At 52.1% G+C, this 21,402-nt stretch carries 19 protein-coding genes; 14 read left to right on the top strand and 5 right to left on the bottom strand.

The genetic code is table 11. From position 1 onward, the window contains the following. Positions 1 to 684: 684 nt before the first annotated feature. From H6G13_RS26435 to H6G13_RS26375, 13 genes are all read left to right on the top strand, one after another. Positions 685 to 1,059, top strand: a complete 375-nt coding sequence (locus H6G13_RS26435) for a CU044_2847 family protein (protein ID WP_190488541.1) — start codon at positions 685 to 687, stop codon at positions 1,057 to 1,059. After that, the gene (locus H6G13_RS26430) at positions 1,049 to 2,863 is read left to right on the top strand and encodes a trypsin-like peptidase domain-containing protein (RefSeq protein WP_190488539.1); all 1,815 of its coding nucleotides are present in this window, start codon (positions 1,049 to 1,051) and stop codon (positions 2,861 to 2,863) included. Before H6G13_RS26435 ends, H6G13_RS26430 begins: the two co-directional genes overlap by 11 nt. Further along, positions 2,860 to 3,858, top strand: coding sequence for a MoxR family ATPase (locus H6G13_RS26425; protein WP_190488537.1), 999 nt, complete (start codon positions 2,860 to 2,862; stop codon positions 3,856 to 3,858). Before H6G13_RS26430 ends, H6G13_RS26425 begins: the two co-directional genes overlap by 4 nt. Next, positions 3,855 to 6,665 carry a formylglycine-generating enzyme family protein gene (locus H6G13_RS29585; RefSeq protein ID WP_347277536.1) on the top strand — a complete coding sequence of 937 codons (2,811 nt, stop codon included), beginning with the start codon at positions 3,855 to 3,857 and terminating at the stop codon, positions 6,663 to 6,665. Before H6G13_RS26425 ends, H6G13_RS29585 begins: the two co-directional genes overlap by 4 nt. 52 nt (positions 6,666 to 6,717) lie before the next feature. Then, positions 6,718 to 7,581, top strand: a complete 864-nt coding sequence (locus H6G13_RS26415) for a formylglycine-generating enzyme family protein (protein ID WP_190488535.1) — start codon at positions 6,718 to 6,720, stop codon at positions 7,579 to 7,581. A 459-nt stretch (positions 7,582 to 8,040) separates the two neighbouring features. Beyond that, complete coding sequence (locus tag H6G13_RS26410) at positions 8,041 to 8,853, top strand: formylglycine-generating enzyme family protein (RefSeq protein WP_190488533.1); 813 nt, start codon at positions 8,041 to 8,043, stop codon at positions 8,851 to 8,853. Positions 8,854 to 9,165: 312 nt separating this feature from the next. After that, on the top strand, positions 9,166 to 9,357 hold the full coding sequence (locus H6G13_RS26405; protein ID WP_190488532.1) for a DUF2949 domain-containing protein: 192 nt from the start codon (positions 9,166 to 9,168) through the stop codon (positions 9,355 to 9,357). 578 nt (positions 9,358 to 9,935) lie between these two features. Continuing rightward, on the top strand, positions 9,936 to 10,106 hold the full coding sequence (locus tag H6G13_RS26400) for a ssl1498 family light-harvesting-like protein (protein ID WP_190488530.1): 171 nt from the start codon (positions 9,936 to 9,938) through the stop codon (positions 10,104 to 10,106). Between the two features lie 55 nt (positions 10,107 to 10,161). Continuing rightward, entirely contained in the window at positions 10,162 to 10,392 is a 231-nt protein-coding gene (locus H6G13_RS26395) for a hypothetical protein (RefSeq protein ID WP_190483451.1), read from the top strand. Positions 10,393 to 11,023: 631 nt separating this feature from the next. Then, entirely contained in the window at positions 11,024 to 11,503 is a 480-nt protein-coding gene (locus H6G13_RS26390) for a helix-turn-helix domain-containing protein (protein ID WP_190488528.1), read from the top strand. Positions 11,504 to 11,612: 109 nt separating this feature from the next. Further along, positions 11,613 to 13,073 (top strand): tyrosine-type recombinase/integrase, encoded by a 1,461-nt coding sequence (locus H6G13_RS26385; protein ID WP_190488527.1) that lies wholly within the window; start codon positions 11,613 to 11,615, stop codon positions 13,071 to 13,073. A 485-nt stretch (positions 13,074 to 13,558) separates the two neighbouring features. Continuing rightward, on the top strand, positions 13,559 to 14,845 hold the full coding sequence (locus H6G13_RS26380; RefSeq protein WP_190488526.1) for a site-specific integrase: 1,287 nt from the start codon (positions 13,559 to 13,561) through the stop codon (positions 14,843 to 14,845). A gap of 236 nt (positions 14,846 to 15,081) precedes the next feature. Beyond that, positions 15,082 to 16,182 carry a hypothetical protein gene (locus H6G13_RS26375; RefSeq protein WP_190488525.1) on the top strand — a complete coding sequence of 367 codons (1,101 nt, stop codon included), beginning with the start codon at positions 15,082 to 15,084 and terminating at the stop codon, positions 16,180 to 16,182. A gap of 1,181 nt (positions 16,183 to 17,363) precedes the next feature. Here H6G13_RS26375 and H6G13_RS28890 read toward each other — a convergent pair. From H6G13_RS28890 to H6G13_RS26350, 5 genes are all read right to left on the bottom strand, one after another. Further along, entirely contained in the window at positions 17,364 to 17,891 is a 528-nt protein-coding gene (locus H6G13_RS28890) for a hypothetical protein (protein WP_242028549.1), read from the bottom strand. A 258-nt stretch (positions 17,892 to 18,149) separates the two neighbouring features. After that, positions 18,150 to 18,683, bottom strand: a complete 534-nt coding sequence (locus tag H6G13_RS26365; protein ID WP_190488524.1) for a hypothetical protein — start codon at positions 18,681 to 18,683, stop codon at positions 18,150 to 18,152. 14 nt (positions 18,684 to 18,697) lie between these two features. Further along, on the bottom strand, positions 18,698 to 19,114 hold the full coding sequence (locus H6G13_RS26360) for a hypothetical protein (protein WP_190488523.1): 417 nt from the start codon (positions 19,112 to 19,114) through the stop codon (positions 18,698 to 18,700). Continuing rightward, positions 19,111 to 19,497, bottom strand: coding sequence for a hypothetical protein (locus H6G13_RS26355; protein WP_190488522.1), 387 nt, complete (start codon positions 19,495 to 19,497; stop codon positions 19,111 to 19,113). The genes H6G13_RS26360 and H6G13_RS26355 overlap by 4 nt, the downstream gene beginning before the upstream one ends. A 138-nt stretch (positions 19,498 to 19,635) precedes the next feature. Then, complete coding sequence (locus tag H6G13_RS26350; protein WP_190488521.1) at positions 19,636 to 20,235, bottom strand: hypothetical protein; 600 nt, start codon at positions 20,233 to 20,235, stop codon at positions 19,636 to 19,638. A gap of 177 nt (positions 20,236 to 20,412) precedes the next feature. Here H6G13_RS26350 and H6G13_RS26345 point away from each other — a divergent pair, with 177 nt between their 5' ends. Then, positions 20,413 to 20,592 (top strand): hypothetical protein, encoded by a 180-nt coding sequence (locus H6G13_RS26345; RefSeq protein ID WP_199306914.1) that lies wholly within the window; start codon positions 20,413 to 20,415, stop codon positions 20,590 to 20,592. Positions 20,593 to 21,402: the final 810 nt, after the last annotated feature.

The raw sequence follows: 21,402 nt of genomic DNA, 5'->3' as shown, positions 1-21,402 counted from the left end.
GCCTCAACTCAAAAGGCTAACGTTGTCATTTTCTACTGGCTACTTCTGCTGGAATGCCTGCATAGCCTCACGCCTAGCTTTACAAATTGAATCTCGTTGCGCATCTCGTGGGCGAGTCAGTGACAATTACTTGCCGCTAAGTCCCAAATCGATCCCACTTGAATAGGAATGCCCAGCAGTGGACGATGCGGATTTTCGCTCTTTTGAAGGCTATAGGGTAACCCCTGCAAACCCATTAGATTAAATCAATATTTATTAAATAACTTAGTGAGATAAAACCCTTTCCATTTTTGCTTAGACTTAAAAAAGTGGCCTTAAGCCCAGGCTGTATGGGCGTTTGAGGTCCTTCTAGAACCTACTAACTTTTTAATAGTAGTTAGTGGGTAAGAGTAAATTATTTGGGATATACAATCCTCAGACAATTTGGGCAAACTGAACTGTCCCAAGGCTGTGGCGTGCAGATTTTCGCGGAGACACCCGGATCAGGGGGATAGTCAAAGCGTGATATTGAGATGGCAAAGAGCGAGCCTGTTGTTACTTCAGTAGCACGTCTGGAGGCAAACTTGTTTCAACCGAACTCCAGAGCTTCTGGATTTTTGCAGTCGGGACTGTTGATATTAAAAGAACATCCTCTACGCTAGAGCCGAGGTTTAGCGCTGAGCGTAAGGCATCTTAGGTAAAGACATGGCTAAAGAGATCGCTCAATTTAAGCTCGAAGACGGTACCGCCTTTCTGGTTGAAGTAGATCCACCTAGGACAACTAGAGGGGGATCAATTCAACGGGTGGCTGCTGTTAACGCAGATCAGATGGTCTATCAAGCTACTCAGACTCTTGAGGAAGCCTTAGACACGGTGAAGCCTGTTGCAGCAACTGTCCTATCGAGGCTCCGGTCTGGGCTGACAACCCCAGCTGATGGAATTGAAGTAACCTTTGGGCTCAAACTCAGTGCTGAAGCGGGTGTTGTTTTTGGATCAGTCGGCGGTGAAGTGACCTTTGAAGTCAAGCTTACTTGGGAGAAGGATAAGCCTGAAGAAAAAGAGAGTGCTGATGGGGTTTGAGGAAAGCAAGCAGGCGCTCACACAGATTCACTTTGCTGGCTCCGATGCCATCGCCGGAACTGGCTTTTTGGTGGCTGATAGCTATGTGCTGACCTGCGCCCATGTTGTGAAAGCAGCCCTACCTGCCGTAGAAGAGCCAATTGGGGCCTCTATAGAAGTTACCTTTCCTTTTCTAGGGCCTGCCTCTATTCAAGCGGCGGTTGTCTTTTGCGAGTTTGACGAGTTTGATGGTGGAAGAGATGCCGCCGTGCTGCATCTCCTAGCCCCGTCTCAACTGGCACACCAGCCAATGCCGCTGGTTCCCCTCCTGCAATTTGACAGTGCGGTCGTGAAAGCATTTGGCTTCCCCAATGGAGAGCCGCTTGGCCGCAATTTAATTGCAGTGACCCGGGGAGAAGTCACAGGAGGCTGGATCCAGATAGAGGATACCAAAGGGCCGGGGCTAGCGGTCGAAGCTGGCTTTAGTGGCGCACCTGTCTGGTGCGATGCCTCTCAGGCTGCTGTTGGTATGGTCGTCGCACGGGATCAAGACCGCCCAGAAGCCAAAATTGGCTTTATTCTCCCCACGCAGAAGCTCCAGACTCCCCTGCAAGAGATTCAAAAGCATTCCCTGGCGCAATTGCTGACTGCCCATCAACAAGCCCTAACAGAGCAAATAGCAACCGCTTACAAAATTTGTCGCCCTGACAACTGGAGTGCTCCCTTTCCAGTTGGTTTGGAGGAGATGCTGGCAGATTTGTCTCAGATGCATGCTGAAAGCTTGTCTGCATCCAGGTTGGTTCAGTTTGGAGCCTGCTTATTGAACCAAGCTGAAACTGCCATCATTCGAGCAGAACTGACTGGCTGGCTCGAGAAATATGCAGAGGCCGTAGCCCCCCTACTAAAACAGATGGAGCAGCGGCAGCAGCAGATGTTGCCCGCAACCACGCCCTCAAGCCCTTGCTTACTGGTTAACGTGCAGGCCGATAAAACCTCTAAGGCAGAGCCCTATCAAATCAATGCTTGGCTGATTGCCAATATTAACCGGTACGATCCCAGGACGGGGGAAGGTGCCGACGTTCTTCCTACAGAAGGCTGGCAGGAATATGTGGACGACCCCAGCCAGATTGATCCGCAGGCTGGTATTAAATATGAAGATATTCCCGCGATGATAGCTAGCTACCTCGATCAAGTTGGCCGTCGTGGAATTGACCTGCAAAATCTAACCGTGGAGTTTTTTCTGCCGTTTTCCTTAATTAATAGAGACGTTGAGCAGTGCTGCATTCCGGCAGAATTCGGCTTTCCAAAGCCTTTGGGAATCGACGAAGACTGCTGCCATGTAGTGCTGCGTTCCCAAGAGCGGCTAGAGTTTGCCCGTGGCCTGGCCGCTTGGCAAAGCAAGTGGAAGCAGCTGGATGACAACGGACAGCAGAAGGCTATGAATTTATTCATAAGAGATGAGACTGCTTCTCCTAAGCAACTCCAAAAAGCTCTGCAGACAGCGTTTGGGCTTAAGCTAACGAGGCTTCCTAAAGCAACCAATCAAGGAGAAATTGGCCTGTTGCTAGCTACCGGAACCCCTGCAGCCATTTGGATCCGCTCTAGCGCTGAACATTCCTGGGAAGAGCTTGTAGATACTCAAGTTTTGAGCGGCAGCCTTGGGCAGGTGCCCAATCAGGTTCTGGCCTTGCGGCGTAATACGCTAGAGCTAGATGAAGAAGACGATCTAGAAATGTCTTTAGAGTTGGGGCACCACCTTTCATTTCTGTGGGAAGATCCCCATCGCAGACCGCCCGAGATCACCTATTCCGATAAAAATCTATGACCAGCTGGAGAATTTTTGAAGGCACAGGAATCCCGCATGATGGGCTGGAGCGTTTGCCTGAGCCGCCAGGATGGCGGGCCTTTGAAAATGAACAAACGCTTCAACAGCAGAAAGGCACGACATTCAAGGCCCGCCCCGAAGAAATAGAGCTGGTAAATGCCGCTTTGTATCTACGTCGTCCCCTGCTGATTACCGGCAAACCAGGGACGGGAAAAACCTCTTTGGCCTACGCAGTGGCCCACGAATTAAAGCTCGGGGAAGTGCTCTACTGGCCCATCACCACTCGAACAACGCTTAAAGATGGGCTTTATAGCTACGATGCGATTGGTCGCCTGCAGGACTCGCAGCAAAAGGGGAAGCAGCCCAAGAGCCAGGTAGAAGCCCTGCAGGACATCGGCAAATACATCCGGCTCGGGGCTTTAGGAACTGCCCTACTGCCCATTGAGAACCCTCAAAAGCCTCGGATTTTGCTAATTGATGAGATCGACAAAAGCGACATCGATTTGCCCAACGATCTGCTTCATGTCCTTGAAGAAGGACGCTACCGCGTTCCTGAACTGGAGCGCATCAAAGAAATTCTCTCTGAAGTCCAGGTCAGTACCGCCTACGAGCACCAGGAACCCCTTGCCAAAATTCGATCTGGTCGGGTGCAGTGCAATACTTTTCCGTTCATCATTTTGACTAGCAATGGCGAACGAGATTTTCCGCCCCCCTTTCTGCGACGCTGCATTCGGTTAGATATGCGAGAACCCAACCGGGAAGAGCTCGCCGAAATCGTTGAGCGCCATTTGAAGGACGAAAACATTCTGCAGGAAGCCGATGCCATCATTGCAGCATTTTTAGAGAAGCGAGATGACGGGGGTTTAGAACTCGCTACTGATCAATTGCTCAATACGATTTACCTACTGCGGCAAAAAGGTATTCCAACTGGTAAGGATCGAGATCAGCTGCGGGACAAACTGCTGCGACCTCTGTCGGGACCAGGTACCTCATGACAGAGACCTCGGCCTCCCATGCCCATCTCCTTGAGCTCATTACTCGCCTGAAGCAGGCCGAGCTTGATTGGGATGCCGAGAACATTGCCGATCTAGTCTGGCTGTCACGCTATGTGGAGGGAACTGCTAGACGGCCCAGGTCTTCCTCTCCGCCAAAAGCTTCACCCACGATTCCTACAATTCCTCCACCCGATAATTCCCCTTCCCCACTGCCGGACCCCCCTCCTGGTGTGGGACTGTATTCCCCACCTCAGCAGTCCCAGGTGCAAAGGAGCGCCCCTGCGAAGCGCGGGATTCCCTTCCAAGCACCGACAGCTCCAGCCCTGCGCCAAACCCTGGCCCTGGGGCGATCGCTGCGGCCCTTGATGCGTCGGGTTGATTCTTATACCCAAGACGTTTTAGACGAAGAGGCAACTGCTGAGCAAACGGCAGAACGCCAATTCTGCATGACAGTTGTACGGCCTGCCCAAGAGCGCTGGCTGGAAGTTGCTTTGGTGGTTGAAGACTCAGCCTCAAGCTTTTTGTGGCAGGAAACCATTCGAGATTTCAAGCAGATCTTAGAACGCCAAGGTGCTTTTCGATCTGTCACGGTGTGGCATCTGCAAGCCTCGGCTCAATCGATCAAGCTGTTTTCCAAGCGTCCTAGTCAGATCAAGCAGCAGCAGGCGCGCAGCCCCAAAGAGCTAGTCGATGCAGCAAGGCGGCGATTAATTTTGGTAGTGAGTGACTGCATCTCTGCGGCCTGGCATAGTGGGGCAATCCATAGAGACTGTCTTGAACTGTGGGCAAAGACTGGCCCCGTGGCAATTGTGCAGCTGCTGCCCGGACACCTCTGGAAGCGAACTGTTTTGAGTGCTGGTTTGGCCGTGCAGCTGGGGGGCCGAGAACCCGGTGTTGCCAACCATTACCTTATTTTTCAAGAAGATCCGATTGGTGCTGATAAAGAGGCGACCGGAGGTCTAAAACTGCCCGTAGTCACACTAGAGCCAACGGCTTTAGTGCAGTGGGCCAAAATGGTATCTGGGTTTGGCGAGAGCGGCGCAGCAGGAGTTGTGTTTGACGAAGGTTGGCAAGCCCTACAGCCAAACATAGAGTCTCAACTGCCACCGCTTAGGCCCGAGCAGCTAGTGAAGCGGTTTACCACAACAGCATCGTCGGACTTAACCCGGCAGTTGGCAGGCATGATGGCTCTGGTGCCAGTGAGCCTACCGATTATCTACCTGCTGCAAGCAGCGATGCTGCCCGATGTAACGCCACTGCATATGGCCGAAGTCTTTATGAGCGGCCTAATCGAGCGCGAGGAGCAGGACGAACCCTCAACAGCAGAGGCTCAAGCAGACGTAGCTCCAACTCCCCAGACTGAAACAACTTACCAGTTTGTTGAGGGGGTACGAGAGCTGCTTGTAGACGCTGTGCCAAAAACAGTGGCCGAGTCGGTTCTAGATCGGGTCTCTCAGTACATCGGTGAGAAGCTGGGTAGGAGTATCTATAGCTTCACAGCGCTGCTTCTGCTGGAGCAGGAACTGGGGGATGAGTCGGGGCTGGAGCTTGCAAAGTTTGCTAGCCTAACCAAGCAGGTTCTGCGGCGCATGGGTGGTAACTATGCGGCCCTTGTAGACAGGCTGGAAGATCCAAGCGGAGTCCCAGGTGCTGCCTACGCAGCACCGCCAGACATCGCCTTTGAAATACCACCGCTGCAAACCCTGGATTTTATAACGGGGCAGCTCGTTGAAGCCGGTCAGGCAAGCTCTAGTTTTCCGCCTCTTCAGACAGAGGAATTTACTATTGCGACAGTTGTCCTAGAGGTAACCCCCAACCCAGCAGAAAGCGGCTTAGAGGTTTGTGAGTTTACTGTGGCGACCCTGGTGCTGGGGCCAATACCAGAGGGGCAATCTCAATCTACTTCTAACATCCGCCCTTTATCCAAGAGACCACCTCCTCTATCTAAGGGACCGTTGTCTCGGTCGGGGTCTAGGACTAGCGGGCAACAGCAAAATATTGGATGGTTAGTTCAGCGCCAGCAACGGCAGGCTTACCGCCTACTGGACATGTTCACAGATGGCTTGACCTTGGAAATGGTGAGCATTCCTGCGGGCAATTTTACTATGGGCTCTCCTAAGCAGGAACCTGAGCACTCTGATCGTGAGGGGCCACAACATGAGGTCACTGTGGATGCCTTTTTGATGGGCCGTTATCCAATAACGCAGACACAGTGGCGATTTGTAGCTCAACTACCACAGGTAAACCAGGATCTTAGCCTTGACCCGTCACACTTCAAAGGTGAGAACCGCCCTGTGGAGGGGGTTTCTTGGCATGACGCGGTGGAGTTTTGCGATCGCTTGTCGGCCTACACAGGGCGGGAGTATCGGCTGCCGAGCGAAGCAGAGTGGGAGTATGCCTGCCGGGCAGGGACGACAACGCCTTTTCATTTTGGCGAGACAATCACTTCAGCGTTAGCCAATTACGACGCGAGCACCGCTTATAACAATGGTCTTAAAGGGGAGTATCGGAGAGAAACGACGCCTGTAGACCGCTTTGGCATTGCCAACGCCTTTGGCTTGAGTGACATGCACGGCAATGTGTGGGAGTGGTGCCAGGACCACTGGCATGACGATTATAAGGGTGCTCCGGCTGATGGTAGTGCTTGGTTAAATGAGAATGAGAATGCAAGGCGAGTGCGGCGCGGCGGCTCCTGGGACTCTTATCCGTGGTATTGCCGCGCCGCCTATCGCAGCAGCGACTACCCGCGCGGAGCCAGCTTCTATACTGGTTTTCGAGTTGTCTGTAGTGCCCCGAGGCCTTTCTAACGCTTTTTCCCTTTTGCCCTTTTCGGCGCGAAGCGCCTCGAACTTTTTGGTTATGACCAACACCCAAGGACGTCAGCCCAAAGTTGTTATTAACCAGCATCAGGGACAGAACCAGTACTTTGACGAGCTGTTGGGGGAGGGGCTGTCGCTGCGAATGATGCAGATTCCGGCGGGGGTGTTTTTGATGGGGTCGCTGGATGATGAGCCAGAGCGATCAAGCAGTGAAGGCCTTCAGCATGAGGTGCGGTTGAGTACCTTTTTTATGGGTAAGTATCCGGTGACTCAGACGCAATGGCAGTTTGTAGCCCAACTGCCACAGGTCAGCCAGGAGCTTGATCCAGATCCTTCCAAGTTTAAAGGTGAGAAGCGGCCTGTGGAATCCGTTTCTTGGCATGATGCAGTAGAGTTTTGTGCGCGGTTGTCGGCTTACATGGGGCGGGAGTATCGGCTGCCGAGTGAAGCAGAGTGGGAATATGCTTGCCGAGCCGGAACGACAACGCCCTTTCACTTTGGCGAGACGATCACGACGGATTTGGCGAATTATCGGGGAATGGATACCACCGCATACAAATGGTCAGGTTCTTATGGACAGGGGCCGAAGGGAGAGTATCGAGAGGAAACGGTGCCTGTAGACCACTTTGGCATTGCCAACGCCTTTGGCCTGTGTGGCATGCACGGCAACGTGTATGAGTGGTGCCAGGATTACTGGCACGGCAATTATGAGGGTGCTCCGACCGATGGCAGCGCCTGGTTGGGTCAGGATGAGGATACAGAGCGAGTGCGAGTGCGACGCGGCGGCTCCTGGTACGACTATCCAAGGAGTTGCCGCTCTGCCTACCGCAGCCGCAACTATCCACGCGGAGCCAACGACTATGTTGGTTTTCGAGTTGTCTGTAGTGCCCCAAGAGATCTCTAACGCTTTGCCCTTTTGTCCTCTTACCCCGAATTTTTGAACGCCTAGTTTTAAGCCCCTGGCTGACCCGCTGACTATAAAGAATCGCGATGTATTTGAGCTGGAGTGGGAAGAGTAGCGCTAGGCTGCGGTTGGGGTGGGTCGGCAGACGCAGTGGCTCCTGGAACAACAATCCGTTCGCGCAGCGTTGCGAAGCAATGGAACTGCCGCTCCGCCTACCGCAACAATAACCCGCACGAAGCCAACAACAATATTGGTTTTCGAGTTGTCTGTGGTGCCCTGAGTACTCTTCTACTGTCAGAACTGGCAGATGGGAATCTGTTGGGCGTGCCAAGAAGAGTGCAGACCCGCTTCGGTGGTGCTTCTGGTTTTGTCAACGAGAGCATCCAAAAACCAACCTGGGTCAGGTAGCTTGGTAAGCAGTGCTAAACAGTTACCTGGCTCTCTACGATTTCTTTAAAGATGGCAGATTTGATTCTCCAGCGCGAAGACAGGCAGGCTCAGTACTTCATTGAGCAGCTAGGAGAGGGCGTTGGCCTAGACATGATTCTGGTGCCGGGGGGCAGCTTCCTGATGGGTTCTCCAGAGAACGAGCCAGAACGATCAGATAGTGAAGGTCCCCAACATAAGGTGAATGTTCCGAGCTTCTTTACGGGCCGCTATCCGGTTACCCAAGCCCAATGGCGACTAGTGGCGGCGCTGCCTCAAGTAAAGCAGGAGCTAAATCCAGATCCCTCCAACTTCAAAGGAGACTTGCTCCCAGTGGAACAAGTCTCTTGGTATGATGCAGCGGAATTTTGCGATCGGCTAGCTGCACTTGTTAAGAGGCCATATCGTCTACCCAGTGAAGCTGAATGGGAATATGCTTGTCGTTCCGGAACGACAACACCTTTCCACTTTGGTAAAACCCTCACCACCGCCCTTGCGAACTATGATGGCAACCATACTTATAGCGGTGGTCCCGAGGGAGAGTATCGCCAGAAAACAAACTCAGTAGACTATTTTGGCATCGTCAACGCCTTTGGTCTACATGACATGCATGGCAATGTATATGAGTGGTGCCAGGACCACTGGCATAGCAACTATGATGGTGCTCCTACAGACGGAAGTGTCTGGATTAGTGAGAATGAAGACGCTAGACGTGTGATTCGTGGCGGTTCCTGGCTCATCTTCCCTAGAAATTGCCGCTCTGCTTGTCGCCTTGACTTCAATCCACGTGGAGCTAATAACTATATTGGTTTTCGAGTTGTGTGTAGTGCCTCAAGGGTTCTCTAGTGCTTTCTCACTTTTGCCCTCTTTGGGCGTGAAGGGCCTCGATTTCCTTGAGATTATGGGATGGGTAAAGACCGTCTTCTTGAGTGATTTTTAGCTCAGGTTCATGAGGCTTCACCAGTGGTTTACAGCTGTGCTAGGAAGGAACCCTTACAGTAGACCTGGAGCCGCTGGCTTTGTATGGGTATTTCTTATAACTGAAGCAGCCCTGGCAGTCTTTCTGCTGGGGTTATAAATTCTCACCGCAGCCCCAGCTCGCTTTACGGCCGGCCCGTTATACTCATGTACTAATTGTCATTTCACGGCCTTCTGACCATGTCAGCCTCGAAGCTCAACCGCCTGATCGAATACCTGAAAGAGACGCTGGCAGTGCCAACTGATGCGATCTCACTGGGGCTACGCCAAGCGGGTCAGGCAACAAACCTGCTACCGATGGTGCTGTGGCAGTACGGGCTGATCAGTACCCGGCAGCTAAACGAAGGCTTTGACTGGATAGAGCACGCGTAAGCTAACGCACCTCATAATCCCGCTGCCGCTTTTCCCCTGCAGGTTTAGGTTGACGCGGTAGCGCCTTCCGGTGCGGCTTAGCATCTACTACCTCAATCTGCTCCGGCTCCCTAGCTTCAAGAAAAAAGACCCGGCAGCCATCAGGGATGCGGTAGAGCGTAGAGCACTGACAGAGCCAGCCTTCAGTCTGCAGCTGGGTGCCCGCTCGTCTCTTGCCTGCTGGGCGTCAATGGGCTCCTCCCAATCCGTCTCCACAAAAGTCTCTTGAATTAGGGGCATGCAGATTTACCAGGCTTAGAGAATTGGCGTTCGTTCAGTCTAGGTGCTGAAGCCAGGATTGGGTCGAGGGGCAGAGACCGCCTCCCCAACTGCTGAAAGAACCCTAAAGCAAACAGTCCCAGGTAACCCTGGGGCAAGAATATCCATTCGAGCGCTAGAGAGCCAACGGGTAGACGTTGAGCAATGAGGACAAAGTCACTAGTAGATGCACACAAGACTTGTCAAGGAGAATTGCCGTTTTGTAACAATACTGTTACGATGCTTAACATAAGGAAACAAACCCACCCGGAGTCACCCCCATGTACACCACTACTGATGAGCGCGGCATCCTCAACAACTATGCAGTAGAACCTCAGATGTACCTGGCTGACTATCCCGCTCCTGAACAGCAGGAACGCTACAAGCTTCAAGCTGCGATCGCAACCCTGTTAGTAGGTGCCCTGGTGCTGGTTTCCTTAGCCGTGAGCTAACAAGCTTTGCAGACAGGCTTTCTTTTAGACCCCAAGTCAAGCGAGAGGTTTTGATATGGCAATTCTGATTTCTCTATTTATCGTCGGTTGGGTAGCCGTCGCGCTGATCGGCACCCAAGCATACTTTCTCGGTGAGCAGAGCAAGCCTATCCACCCCCGCAACTGGCGCTCTACTTCCTTTGAATCGCTAGCGACCTCCATTACAGGTCAAGCTACCGACTACAGCACTCGTGTTTCGGCCTACAGCGGCGACGCCTACAGCAGTTCCCTACTGCCGAACGAGTAAAGGTTCAGCGAAGGCTCTCCCCTTCTCTAAACAGTGCAAAGAATGAACAGCACCTCGGCCAGCAGGCTGAGGTGTTTTTTTGCTTGCCTAGCGCCTAATGTTACTGATGCGTCTGTCCTGATCGCTCGTGTGCCAGTTGCTTAAAGTTTGGCCTACCTGGTGGACTAAAAGACGATGTGCCAGTTGCCCAAAACCCGCATTCTCTCGTGCTAGCCAAAGCCCAAAATCCTTGATTTAGCGTTGCTTAGTTGCCGTTATAGCAGCGGATCCAAAGGAGCACAGAGGACTCGTTCCTGCTTAAGCGAGCAGTTGGTAAACCGGAAACAGCTGTTTCTGAAAAAAGTGAAAAGAGCTGTTTTCGTTTCTGCACGACAGCCCGGACGAGGTGGATAAAAGCGAACCCTCGTTTTCAGAAACAGCTGTTTCCGGTTTTGTAGGACAACCAGTACGACAGGGAATTATCTTCTAGTTATTTAGGTCTATTTGCTTGTGAATTGACGTAAGTATCAGTAAGATAGACAGCAACGCGCTCATAAATAGGGAAACATCTTCTAGTTATTTAGGTCTATTTACTAGTGAATTGACGTAAGTATCAGTAAGATAGACAGCAACGCGCCTGTAAGGGATGAAGATGCCTGCGCCCCTACGAGTCCAGTTAAGCGAGCAAGACGATCAGAAGTTGCGGGAACTGAGCTTAGCCGCTAGCACCTCGCGCATCGTCAGACAAAGAGCAATGGCCATCCGACTGAACGCCGGGGGCCTGAACGTGCCGTGGATCGCGAGGCACCTAGACCAGCATGAGCACACCATCCGCAATGCGCTGCGGCGCTGGCAAAAGCAGGGCATGGAGGGTTTGTGGGATGCGCCCCGTTCAGGGCGGCCAAGAAGCTGGAAAGAAGAAGACTGGCAAGTCGTTGAGGACTGCTTGCAAGAACTTTACAGACCCACCAGCCAACAACTCTGCGAGACACTAGCCGACGCCCGTCAAGTGAAGCTGAGCTCGCGCCAGATGAGCCGATTACTGAAGAAGAGAGCGGTAGCTGCCCCCCAGGCGCTGTCCGGCCTTCCCGTGCAAGCAGAGCCAGATACGAATAGCGCCATAGAGAGCTAAGCGCCCATTCGAGAGACCTCAGCCAATAGAATGGGAATCTGCCCGCAACTCATCCCAGGACAGCCGCTTCAAGGTACTGCCCGCCATTTTCAGTGAAAGCCACGCCAATATGAGCGCCCCCACCGTCCTAGAAGCCTATGAGCAGTTCAGCCAGAGCGAGGAGTGCCAGGCCAACTTGAGGCTGATAGACAACCTGCGAACCACCTTGAGACGCTACGTGCTGCCCAGCTACGGACAATTCACCCCCACAGAACTCAAAAAAGACCTCGAAGGCTGCCTCGCTCAAATCCCCCTGAGCACCCTCCTGAATCAGGCCACTCAACTGCTTGCCGCCCTAGAGCAAAACGTGAAGCCCAGGAACGCCCAGAGTTTATCGAAGGGAACGGTCACAAACTACCGCTCAGCCCTGCTGCGGTTCTTCAACTGGATATACAGCCAAGGCTGGGAGCAAACCCGGCAAACAGCCGCCGTCCCCGACTACGCCCCCACGGTCCATGGCCCTCAAAGCCAGAGCAAAGCCGTCCCCGAAGAAAGAACTGAAGTCAGCCCCTATAGCCTCAAAGAAGAAGAGCTAACCGACACACTACAAAACCAGCTGAAACAGCTGCAGAGCTTTCTAACCAGCCCCACCGCAGACGACCCCGCCCATCACCCCGTCAGCCAAGACACCTTTAGATCCTACAAAGAAAGCATCTTCTGCCTGCTGGGCTGGCTCAAGAACATCCAGAAAGAAGAGCTAGAGAGCCTAGCACTAGAGCAAGCAACCGACAGAGGGCAGCTAGAAGCCTTCATTGAGTGGGGCATTGAAGAAAGAGGAAACGGCCATGGTTGGGCAACCAACATCACAACCGCAGCTGTTGCCGTCGCCAGGTGGCTCTCCGCCCAAGACCAGAACAACTTCCGCCATCAGCGAACCCAAGCACTGCAAAACATCCTGCAGACCCAGTACTGGGCAGAAAAACATGCCAGAGGCGGCGCACATAAGCGAGCCAAACAAAGCGAAAGCTTGACCTATGAAGAGAGCGTGCAGATAGTCGAGTACCTGAAAGCGTGCTGCGCTCCCCACAACAGAGCCGGCCTGGCGCGAACAGAAAGCGCGATACAGCAATCCTGGCAACGCTACCTGATCACTGCCCTACTGCTGTACACCCCCATCCGGCAAAGAGAGATCCGCGAACTTGAATACCCTGGCAGCCTACAGCGGGAAGAGAAAAGCTACCGCGTGCAGCTCAGCGCCAGCAGTACAGCAAAAAATAGAACCACCCGAGTGCGAAATCTCCTTTTGCCAGAGCACCTGAGTGCCGATCTAGACTACTGGCTTCAGACACTGCGGCCCCAGATAGAAACCGAGCACCAGCGAGTCTTTGTGCGCATTGGCTCAGCTCGACATCCTGAGAACCTAGGACAGCCGCTCACCGACCGCGACATCTCCAACCTAGTCGCCAACGCCACCTCAAGAGCCGCCACAGTATTGTTTGAGAGCCCGATGCGGATCACCCCACAGATCTTTAGACATAACGCCAGCACCCACCTAGCCTCCCTGAAACCGTCAGAGCCGCTCTACCACTAGAAGAACCACCAGCACCCAGCAGCAAACAGCCTCCACATAAATTTTTAAGAACCTATTGCACCAAGCAAAGAGAGGGTGTTTAATTAACGTAACCTTATAGGAAAATATTCCAAGCATAGAGCGTTAAGGCCAAAACAAATCACTAGGCCCTGTAGGAAGACCAAAAAGAGAACCGCCCTTCCTTGAGGGCAACGAGGGGGCCAGGCAACTGGGAGGATCTCGGATCATTCACCCATCAAAAAGGTACAGAGCATGCCGACAAACAACCTTGAGTAGCACGAGCAGCGTTAAACCAACAGCGCTGTGGAGCTTAGAAGAACAACTGAGTGAACAACGCTTGTCAGCTCAGCCCACACAAAAACGTAACGTTATAGGAAAAAGAAGCGCCAGACGATGTTTGTTCATCTGCGCTCGTCCTGATTCCTTCAAGGCACCGAGATATCCAGGCAACCCCAATTGTCTTCCTTATCGCACCGCTAGAAACCGTGAAAAACAGCAACCTTGATCAACAGTTAAAAGCCGTCAACGCCCGGCTCAAAGCCGCCAAGCTAGGAGTGTCCATTCGCCAACGCGGCAACAGCCTTTACATCCGCGCTATGCTGCCGCCTAAGGCGGGTAGTGGTCGAACTCAATGGTACCAACAAGATTTTCCAACCGGCTTCAAAGCTCACCCTGCAGGTCTCAAAGCAGCGGAGAAGCTGGCGAAGCAAATTGCAGGAGAACTCGCCGGAAAGACGTTTGACTGGAGCAACCACGGTTTTACATCCGTAAAAATTGGGGCTCAAAAGACTGTTGCGCAGTGGAGCAGCGATTACAAAGAGCACTACTTCCATCGGCGGCAGCGTACCCCAACTACTGAAGAGACTTGGAATAACCACTATGAGTGTTATCTCAAGCGACTTCCTCAATGTGAGCTTCTGACCGAGGAGGTGTTGCGCCAGGCAATACTGATGACAGAACCTGATAGTTACACTCGCAACTCGGTCTGCATCGCTTATAAAGCACTTGGCAAGTTTGCTGGGTTGAACGTTGAGTTCACCCAAGAGCTTAAGGGGGCTTATTCTGCGAGGCATTCTGCCCCCCGTAGCCTTCCTTCCGATGAGGAGATTGTGCAGGCTATTCGACAAATTCCCCGAAAGGATTGGCGCTGGATAGCAGCGATGATTGCTACCTATGGGCTTCGTCCACACGAAGCCTTTAAGCTGGATCTCTCCTGCTGGCCTGAAGTAGAAGTCCTGGAAAAGACAAAGACAGGGCGACGGACTGTAAGAGCACCACGCCCCGAGTGGGTTGACTTGTTTGACCTGGGTAACCATCAACGGCCTAGAGCCAACTGTCGAACTAATAGAGATTTTGGGCACCGAGTGTCAAAAAAATTCAGAACCTATAGCATACCGTTTCGCCCATATGATTTGCGTCATGCCTGGGCAGTGCGCGCTATATGTTATCGGTTTCCGGTAGAGCTAGCCGCTAAATGGATGGGGCATAGCGTTAAGATCCATACTGAGGTTTACGAGGCTTGGATCAGTAAAGAAACTGAGGAAGAAATTTATAGAAAGGCTATTGCTGATAGCAATCGGCCCCAAGCCCCAACTGTAGTGAGAGGTAGCCAGGACCTAATTCTGCAGAGAAGGGAGACGCCGCTGCGGGAAAAAGCTTTTCATAAGAAGCATTCACGCGAAAGAGATTTAGCTCAAGCTAGTCAATTAAGCCTAAATCTCGAGGGAAGACAACATCCTATGACCCAGGTTCCGAGTCCCTTGCTCGATTAACAGTCCTAGGTTGAGATTATAGGTTTGGCTTAACGTAAGCCTACTTCAGGTGGTTAAGCCAAACAAATATGAATTCGATTCCGGCGACTAAAGAGAAAGGCTTGCGGGAAAGCCTGAGCCAAGGAGTCATCCTCTCACTGGCCCTCTTTCTTACTGTTTAGAAAATGTCTGAAGAACAAAGCCGTAACTTGAGTCCTGACTCTTGGTCTTTATTGAAATGAGAAGGAAGAATCACTATGAATCATGCCTTTGATATGCACCTTATGCAGGCGAATCAACGGCTTAAAGCTGATAAGTTAGGAATTACCATTCAACGGAGAAAAAACAGCCTCTTTATTAGGGCTGTGTTTCCTCCTAAACCTAGCTCAAAACGTACTGACTATCATCAGCAATCCATGGCCACTGGTTTCAAAGCTGAAGTAGCCAGTCTACGTATTGTTGAGGAAGCAGCGAGAAGGATTGCGGCGCATTTAGCCAGCAAAACTTTTGACTGGACAAATTATGGGATCACCCCGGTTAAAACGAATACCGAGAAAACAATAGCAGAGTGGATTGAGGATCTAGAAGTAGCTTATTTTCAGAAACGTCAGCGCACTTCCACTAAGGAGGAGACTTGGAAGAGGCATTACTGGAAATACCTGATGCGTTTACCGCAGGATCAGATACTGACGGTTGATCAGGTGCACCAGGTAATTATAGCTACAGAGCCGGACAGCTTAACCCGCAGCTATTTGTGTCTAGCTTGTATGTCGTTATGTAAGTTAGCTGGATTTGATGTTGAATTTATCAAGGAACTGAAAGGTTCTTATTCATCTAGCAAGCCAGCTCCTCGTGAATTGCCCTCTGATGAAGAGATTGTGCGGAGCATCTATCAAATTCCATACAGACCTTGGCAATGGGCAGCGGGAATGATTGCTACCTATGGTTTGCGGCCACATGAAGTATTCTCCCTAGATTTAACCCAATGGCCGTGGGTAGAGGTAACTGAAGGTACGAAGACTGACTGGCGGTGGGTTCCTCCTCTTTACTCAGAATGGATAGAAGAGTTTAACCTAAGCTTACCTCAATTTCCTAACGTTAATGGCATTGTTAATAGCGATTTTGGTAGGCATGTAGGGACGGCATTCCGTCGCTATAAACTGCCGTTTCGTCCCTATGATTTGCGCCATGCTTGGGCAGTGCGTGCTATTACATTCAACATTCCAGTTTCTATGGCGGCAAAATGGATGGGCCATTCCATTACAATTCATACCAAGACTTACCAAGCCTGGATTAGTAAATCGACGGAAGAGGGGATTTATAATAAGTTAACCAAGCAGTTCAACGAATCGTTGTGACTACACCCGTTTAGTAGTCCCCAAAGACTAATGAGTTGAGATAGGGAGATAATGCTTGCTGTGTCAAGCTGGAACTACTACGAATTCTCAGTGTCGAGGTGCTTTTTTATTGAACAACCTGCATAGCTAGGTGTAGCGGCTCGCAAACAAGAAGCATTGTGCTCGCAAACAAGGCTATTTTGAGCTCAGATTAAGTGCAAATAAGAAGACCTTCAGGCTCACATTATTTGCAAATGAGCTCAGATTAAGTGCGAACAGCTTGCAAACAAGATTTTCGGCTCACATTAACTGGGAATAAGCCGAAAGGCTTTAGCAGCAAAGCAATTCAGCGATTATTCACCACATTGAGTAGCTGCTGTGTTAGGCAACTATCTAAATTTTGAGAAACGGCTTAAAGTGTTGACAGGACGGGACTCTCTACTACTTAGCTGTCCCCAGTGACAGCCCATGAGTCTCACAGATTTCTTACGTTTGAGTACTGTGCCAGTTCGCGAAAGAAGGCCCGTTTTAGGCCAGCGATGTCTTGCAATATCGAGACTCATCTTAAGACAGCCACATTGTGGGGTTAGCCCTCATGGGGCAACGGCGAGTGCCGACGGAAGCGATTTTGGACCTCCGACAACGCTTATCGAAGTTGCCGTCACGTTGTGCTGAGCGTCGTCATTCTGGTGTCTTAGCTGGTTAGCCTACGATTAAAGGCTTTCAGCTTATTCCCAGTTAATGTGAGCCGAAAATCTTGTTTGCAAGCTGTTCGCACTTAATCTGAGCTCATTTGCAAATAATGTGAGCCTGAAGGTCTTCTTATTTGCACTTAATCTGAGCTCAAAATAGCCTTGTTTGCGAGCACAATGCTTCTTGTTTGCGAGCCACTACAGCTAGGAAACACGTTTGAGCAGGAACGCCGGTGTACTAAATATTGCCCTAAATCGGTTCCTAGGTTCAACTACTTCTAACTACATTTGAACCTATTACGCCTCTGCATCTATCTGATGCAGAGGCGCTGTATTTATTGATTTATATAGCTTTAACATAGTTTTATGCGCTCGAATACCTGCAAACGAGATTCTCCATAATTTGCATACATCCCTTTTTCAAAGGGAGGCATCATTTTCAAAAGCCTTGCTACATAAGGCTTTCAGATGTCTACTAAACACTTGCCCTAAAATCTGCCCCAATTGCTTCTAACCCCTAATCTCCCGCTTTTCTGGAGGCACAGCTAGGGCCTGAGCACAGCGTTCTACATGCCACTGCCAGCGGGGTTTACCAGAACCGGGAATGCTGGTGTCACGGTAGTGGTGACCTGCCTTGAAGAGACCGCTTCGTCTCAGGTGCCGCAGTTGTTCTGCGGAGATGCCGAGAAGTGTAGCAGCAGCTTCAGTCATCTGCCAATGGGTGGCAGGCGCTAAGTGGTCTCGAATGCAGGTAGAGTCTTTGACCAGCTTCAACCCGTCATCTCGCTGAATCGTTAATTCAGAATCAGTTTTTGGGGAAGTGTCTAGGCAGATCGTGTAATGCCAGTGCTCATCGTCTTGAAAGCTCATGCCAACGATGCGACCTGAACAGTAGAGGCGCTGTCCAGCCTCATCCCTTTGGCTCCACTTGACGCGCTCTCCAAAGTGGAAGGAAGGCTCGCTGAACTCCTGCCGTTTCGGCACAGCAATAAACCACGCTTGGTCCTGCTCTAGAGCAGGTGCTTTCGTGTTTAGCATCTTCAGTTTCCTTAAAGCTTGAAAAGGTTTTTACTGCGGCTGTTCGTGTCGCTTAGCCGCTTCGTGTCACTTGGCCGCTTCGTGTCGCTTAGTCGCAGTGAAGGAAAGGTGAACCCTGTGATGCGGTGCTCGGTCTTTCCTGCGATATCTCTTGAATCACAACGTGCTTGGCGCTACCAGGTCTGCACAGGCAGGCCTGATTGCAAGGCCCTAGAGATGTCCAGTTAGAGGTTGGGGCCTTGCTAGGGTTAGTCCTGATTAAGCCGTCACGAGCTCATGTGAGAGGGCTCTGCACCAGCTCAAATGGACCGCCGTGTAGGGGCAACCCTCCTGGGAGGGTTGGTAGCTGTCATAGCGCTCGATCTGCCAGGGCCGCATCCTCGGTCTCAGCTTGGTTCCCTCCCCAGTGGCCTCTGCTGCAAAAAGCTGCTGCCCCACTAGGGGCGGTTGGTTTAAGCAGTTAAAGCCGATGCCCAGCTCTGGCAGACCGATATCTTCGAGGTGAACATAGATGTTCTCCTGCGGCACCAGATGCCGGTAGCGCCAGCAGTCCCAGTCGGCCTGATCGCTGCCGTCATCAGGCAGGGCAATCAGAGCTAGGTGAACAGCTGAGATCGCACCCTCCGTCTCCGGCGTAAAAGAATGCACCTGAACCACCTGCCAGCGGCGCTGGTGGCCCATACCGACTGCCTGCCCGAGCTGAGGTGGGGCCTCTGCCCAAGCAAGGCGAATCGGGAATTCATTGAGCTCTCGCTGTTGTTCCTGACAGTACTTAAACAGGGTGATCTGCATGGAAAGCCTCCTAGTTAGGGATAATCGTACTCATTCGCGGGGAAGCGGTCGTCTTCAAAAGGCGTAGCAGCAGGATCTGCGTCCTCCCCATCAAAGACACACATCCATTCGAGAACATGGCCGCCCGTGCTGGCCCCATTGCGCTCGACCGCGACTAGGTGCACCCGCCGCCCTTCGCGCCGAAAGCGCTCCAGCATCGAGTAGCAGCCATCAGCCGTGACAGCGCCATGGATTTCGTACTGGCTGGGGTCGTACTGGCCAGAGAGCAGCACTGGCGGAGCCAGCGGTGTGGCTGGCACTGTAGGAGCCCGAGGAGCCGCAAAACTGCCGCCTGAGGGCAGGCCTATCGGTACCGGTCTAAGTTCACTCGGTTCACAGCCAGCTAGAGCGAGGGCCACGAGAGCAGTAGGCAGAGCAAGACACCGCTTCATAGCTCACCTCCAGCCACTGGTGGGTGTTCAAAGCCGTAGCCAGTGGCAGTGCGGTCCTTGTAGTAGACCACGACCCAAGCAGGCGTGGCAGAGCCCTTGACCTGGTAGTAGTCAGCAGTGGCGCTGCGGTAGTAGGGAAAGCCAAAAGTGCCGACCATATCCCCGTACTGCTGCGGCCAAGCTAAGCCCTTGAGAACGGACAGCTCTGCCGCAGTCATGCTGCCCTCGCTGCCGTAGGGTCTGAGCGGTTCAGGTTGGCCTGCCTGGGCGCTGCTGCCCACGATAGAAGAACAGCTAGCTAGAGTAAGGGCCATCAGGGCATAGGCCAAGGCCAAGTGTTTAAGCCGGGGTTTGCATCCCGGTGGAAGGACGAATTGCGGCATGATTGAGAGACTCCTATCGAGTTCAGAAGGTGGGAGTGTGGCCCCTGGAAACGCTTTGGTCGGTGGATACAGGGGCTTTCAAAGATTGCAGAGAGAGTAGGCTGAGGAGCCCGAGGGCAGTAAGAGCGAGCGCAACGCCTAACCCTGCCCAGGCGCAGTAGACTTTCCCAAGCCCTGGAGGGTTGCGAGGGCCTGCTGCAGTGCGTCGGTCTCTGTGGTCTGGGCCGTGTCAACGACGCGAGCACGTTCCCGGTAAAGGCGGCTCTCTAGCTGTAATTCCTGAGCTTTAGTGCAGACCTGCTCCCTGGCCTGTCGGGTGAGCTTCAGGCGTTGCTCTCTCTGGGTGGCATCGGTATCCATTGCTGCAATGAGCTGGTCAGCAACCGAGAGAAACTGGGTAGCGACTGAGAGCGGGTCATCGAAGACCAGAGATTCGCTGTCTCTGAACTGCTCTAGGCTGAACTCTCCCTCAATAATGGGCACTGCCAGGGAAGTGCAGTGGTTTCCCACTTCGACTGTTACTGTTGGCTCAGCAGTGGGCAGGGTGATGCCATTGAACTGGAGGAGGTCTGCGATCGCATCGTCAGAGTAGACCACCTTTCTTTGGTCGGAGGGGTGCTTGCTTCCCTGACTGGTGAAGCTGCCCTTTCCGTGGTGCCCTTCGTAGCGGTCAACCCAGTTATAAGCAGTTTGGGTAGACACGCCCTGAGCTTTGGCTAAATCCGTCAAAGTTTGCATAAAAATGCCTCAAAGGTTTGCCAAATAAGCCTCAAAGTGCATCAACTATGTTTCAAAGTGCATCAAGGCTTACCCAGTAGAGGCTAACATATATGTCATTTTTTAGTTACTAATTAGTCAAGATAGCCTCAAAAAAGTTACTGTCTAGTTAGTTGCCCTTAAGATTGAGGCGTTAGGATGACTGAGCAAAACGTGGCTAAGCGCTTTTACATTTCGCTGCCTGATGGCATTGCTGATGAGTTAGCACGGTGGGCTGATTCCGAAGGGAACAAGCCCACGACTCTGGCTGCTTTCTTGGTGGAGCGGGCCATTAGGGAACGCCTCGAAAGAATTGAGCAAGCCAAGACTGATAAGTGAGGATCGATCGCAACCATGACACCGACTAGACCGAATCGAAGCGCTTTTAGAGCGCATGGTGCTGCTAAGGATGGGACGGCATGACCAATAGTGACAAGGCGAAACGAGCCCTTGTTAGCATCGGTTCCCCTGCGGTCGAAGGCCTCCAGATGCCAGATGGTAGCTACCGGATGCGCCAGACCCAGGCGGCAGAGTGCATCGGCAGGTCTGAAATTAACGCCCGACGGTTTTTGGACTCAAAGGGCATCAAAGCCTTGTTAAGCGAGGGTTATACGCCCGCAAAAAATGAGACAGAGGTGGAGTCTAAACCGGGACAACTTTCAACCTCGTCTAGCAGGTTAGGTGTGCCCCCATCTCCCCTTACGCCTCAATAAGAACGCTTGCACTAGCTGAGGAAGAGCCTGTATCTTCAAAGGCATCCTGCAGATCTTGTGAAGCGCTGATGGTTGAGATCGCGGAAGATCGATCTAAAATTCTGTGAATACCGTAAAGGAGGTGATGTCGATGTGAAGCAGCCTAAAAAGGTCAAAAACCCCCACTGTTACTAGCAGCAAGGGTTTCAACTGACCTTCGTATCTATTCGAGATAGCCGGGAACCTAACTAGATGCTTTTGCCAGGCGTGACAGTTAGGTAGCCCATAGGGTTGTGCGTCTATATTATCAGCGATGCCAAAAAAGGTGCAATAGTTCACCGGTCGCTGAGCCAAATATTTTCTACGCACAGCTCTCTATCTCTTTCTCCACCAGTGATAGGGAGCTTTTTTGCGGCTCTCTATCTCAACCCCTTCTAGGAGATAGAGCCCCCATGTC

Origin of the sequence: Pseudanabaena sp. FACHB-2040 (assembly GCF_014696715.1) — a bacterium.
GTDB lineage: Bacteria > Cyanobacteriota > Cyanobacteriia > Phormidesmidales > Phormidesmidaceae > JACVSF01.
The sequence above is the reverse complement of the archived record's forward strand: the minus strand, read 5'-3'. Positions and strand labels throughout refer to the sequence as shown.

Bases quoted from the DNA above. Each gene is read 5' to 3' on its own strand.
- H6G13_RS26385 (WP_190488527.1), top strand. From the start codon at position 11,613: ATGAGCGCCCCCACCGTCCTAGAAGCCTATGAGCAGTTCAGCCAGAGC.
- H6G13_RS26360 (WP_190488523.1), bottom strand. From the start codon at position 19,114: ATGAAGCGGTGTCTTGCTCTGCCTACTGCTCTCGTGGCCCTCGCTCTA.
- H6G13_RS26415 (WP_190488535.1), top strand. From the start codon at position 6,718: ATGACCAACACCCAAGGACGTCAGCCCAAAGTTGTTATTAACCAGCAT.
- H6G13_RS26350 (WP_190488521.1), bottom strand. From the start codon at position 20,235: ATGCAAACTTTGACGGATTTAGCCAAAGCTCAGGGCGTGTCTACCCAA.
- H6G13_RS26390 (WP_190488528.1), top strand. From the start codon at position 11,024: ATGCCTGCGCCCCTACGAGTCCAGTTAAGCGAGCAAGACGATCAGAAG.
- H6G13_RS28890 (WP_242028549.1), bottom strand. From the start codon at position 17,891: ATGCTAAACACGAAAGCACCTGCTCTAGAGCAGGACCAAGCGTGGTTT.
- H6G13_RS26375 (WP_190488525.1), top strand. From the start codon at position 15,082: ATGAATCATGCCTTTGATATGCACCTTATGCAGGCGAATCAACGGCTT.
- H6G13_RS26430 (WP_190488539.1), top strand. From the start codon at position 1,049: ATGGGGTTTGAGGAAAGCAAGCAGGCGCTCACACAGATTCACTTTGCT.
- H6G13_RS26405 (WP_190488532.1), top strand. From the start codon at position 9,166: ATGTCAGCCTCGAAGCTCAACCGCCTGATCGAATACCTGAAAGAGACG.
- H6G13_RS26355 (WP_190488522.1), bottom strand. From the start codon at position 19,497: ATGCCGCAATTCGTCCTTCCACCGGGATGCAAACCCCGGCTTAAACAC.
- H6G13_RS26435 (WP_190488541.1), top strand. From the start codon at position 685: ATGGCTAAAGAGATCGCTCAATTTAAGCTCGAAGACGGTACCGCCTTT.
- H6G13_RS26395 (WP_190483451.1), top strand. From the start codon at position 10,162: ATGGCAATTCTGATTTCTCTATTTATCGTCGGTTGGGTAGCCGTCGCG.
- H6G13_RS29585 (WP_347277536.1), top strand. From the start codon at position 3,855: ATGACAGAGACCTCGGCCTCCCATGCCCATCTCCTTGAGCTCATTACT.
- H6G13_RS26410 (WP_190488533.1), top strand. From the start codon at position 8,041: ATGGCAGATTTGATTCTCCAGCGCGAAGACAGGCAGGCTCAGTACTTC.
- H6G13_RS26345 (WP_199306914.1), top strand. From the start codon at position 20,413: ATGACTGAGCAAAACGTGGCTAAGCGCTTTTACATTTCGCTGCCTGAT.
- H6G13_RS26425 (WP_190488537.1), top strand. From the start codon at position 2,860: ATGACCAGCTGGAGAATTTTTGAAGGCACAGGAATCCCGCATGATGGG.
- H6G13_RS26400 (WP_190488530.1), top strand. From the start codon at position 9,936: ATGTACACCACTACTGATGAGCGCGGCATCCTCAACAACTATGCAGTA.
- H6G13_RS26365 (WP_190488524.1), bottom strand. From the start codon at position 18,683: ATGCAGATCACCCTGTTTAAGTACTGTCAGGAACAACAGCGAGAGCTC.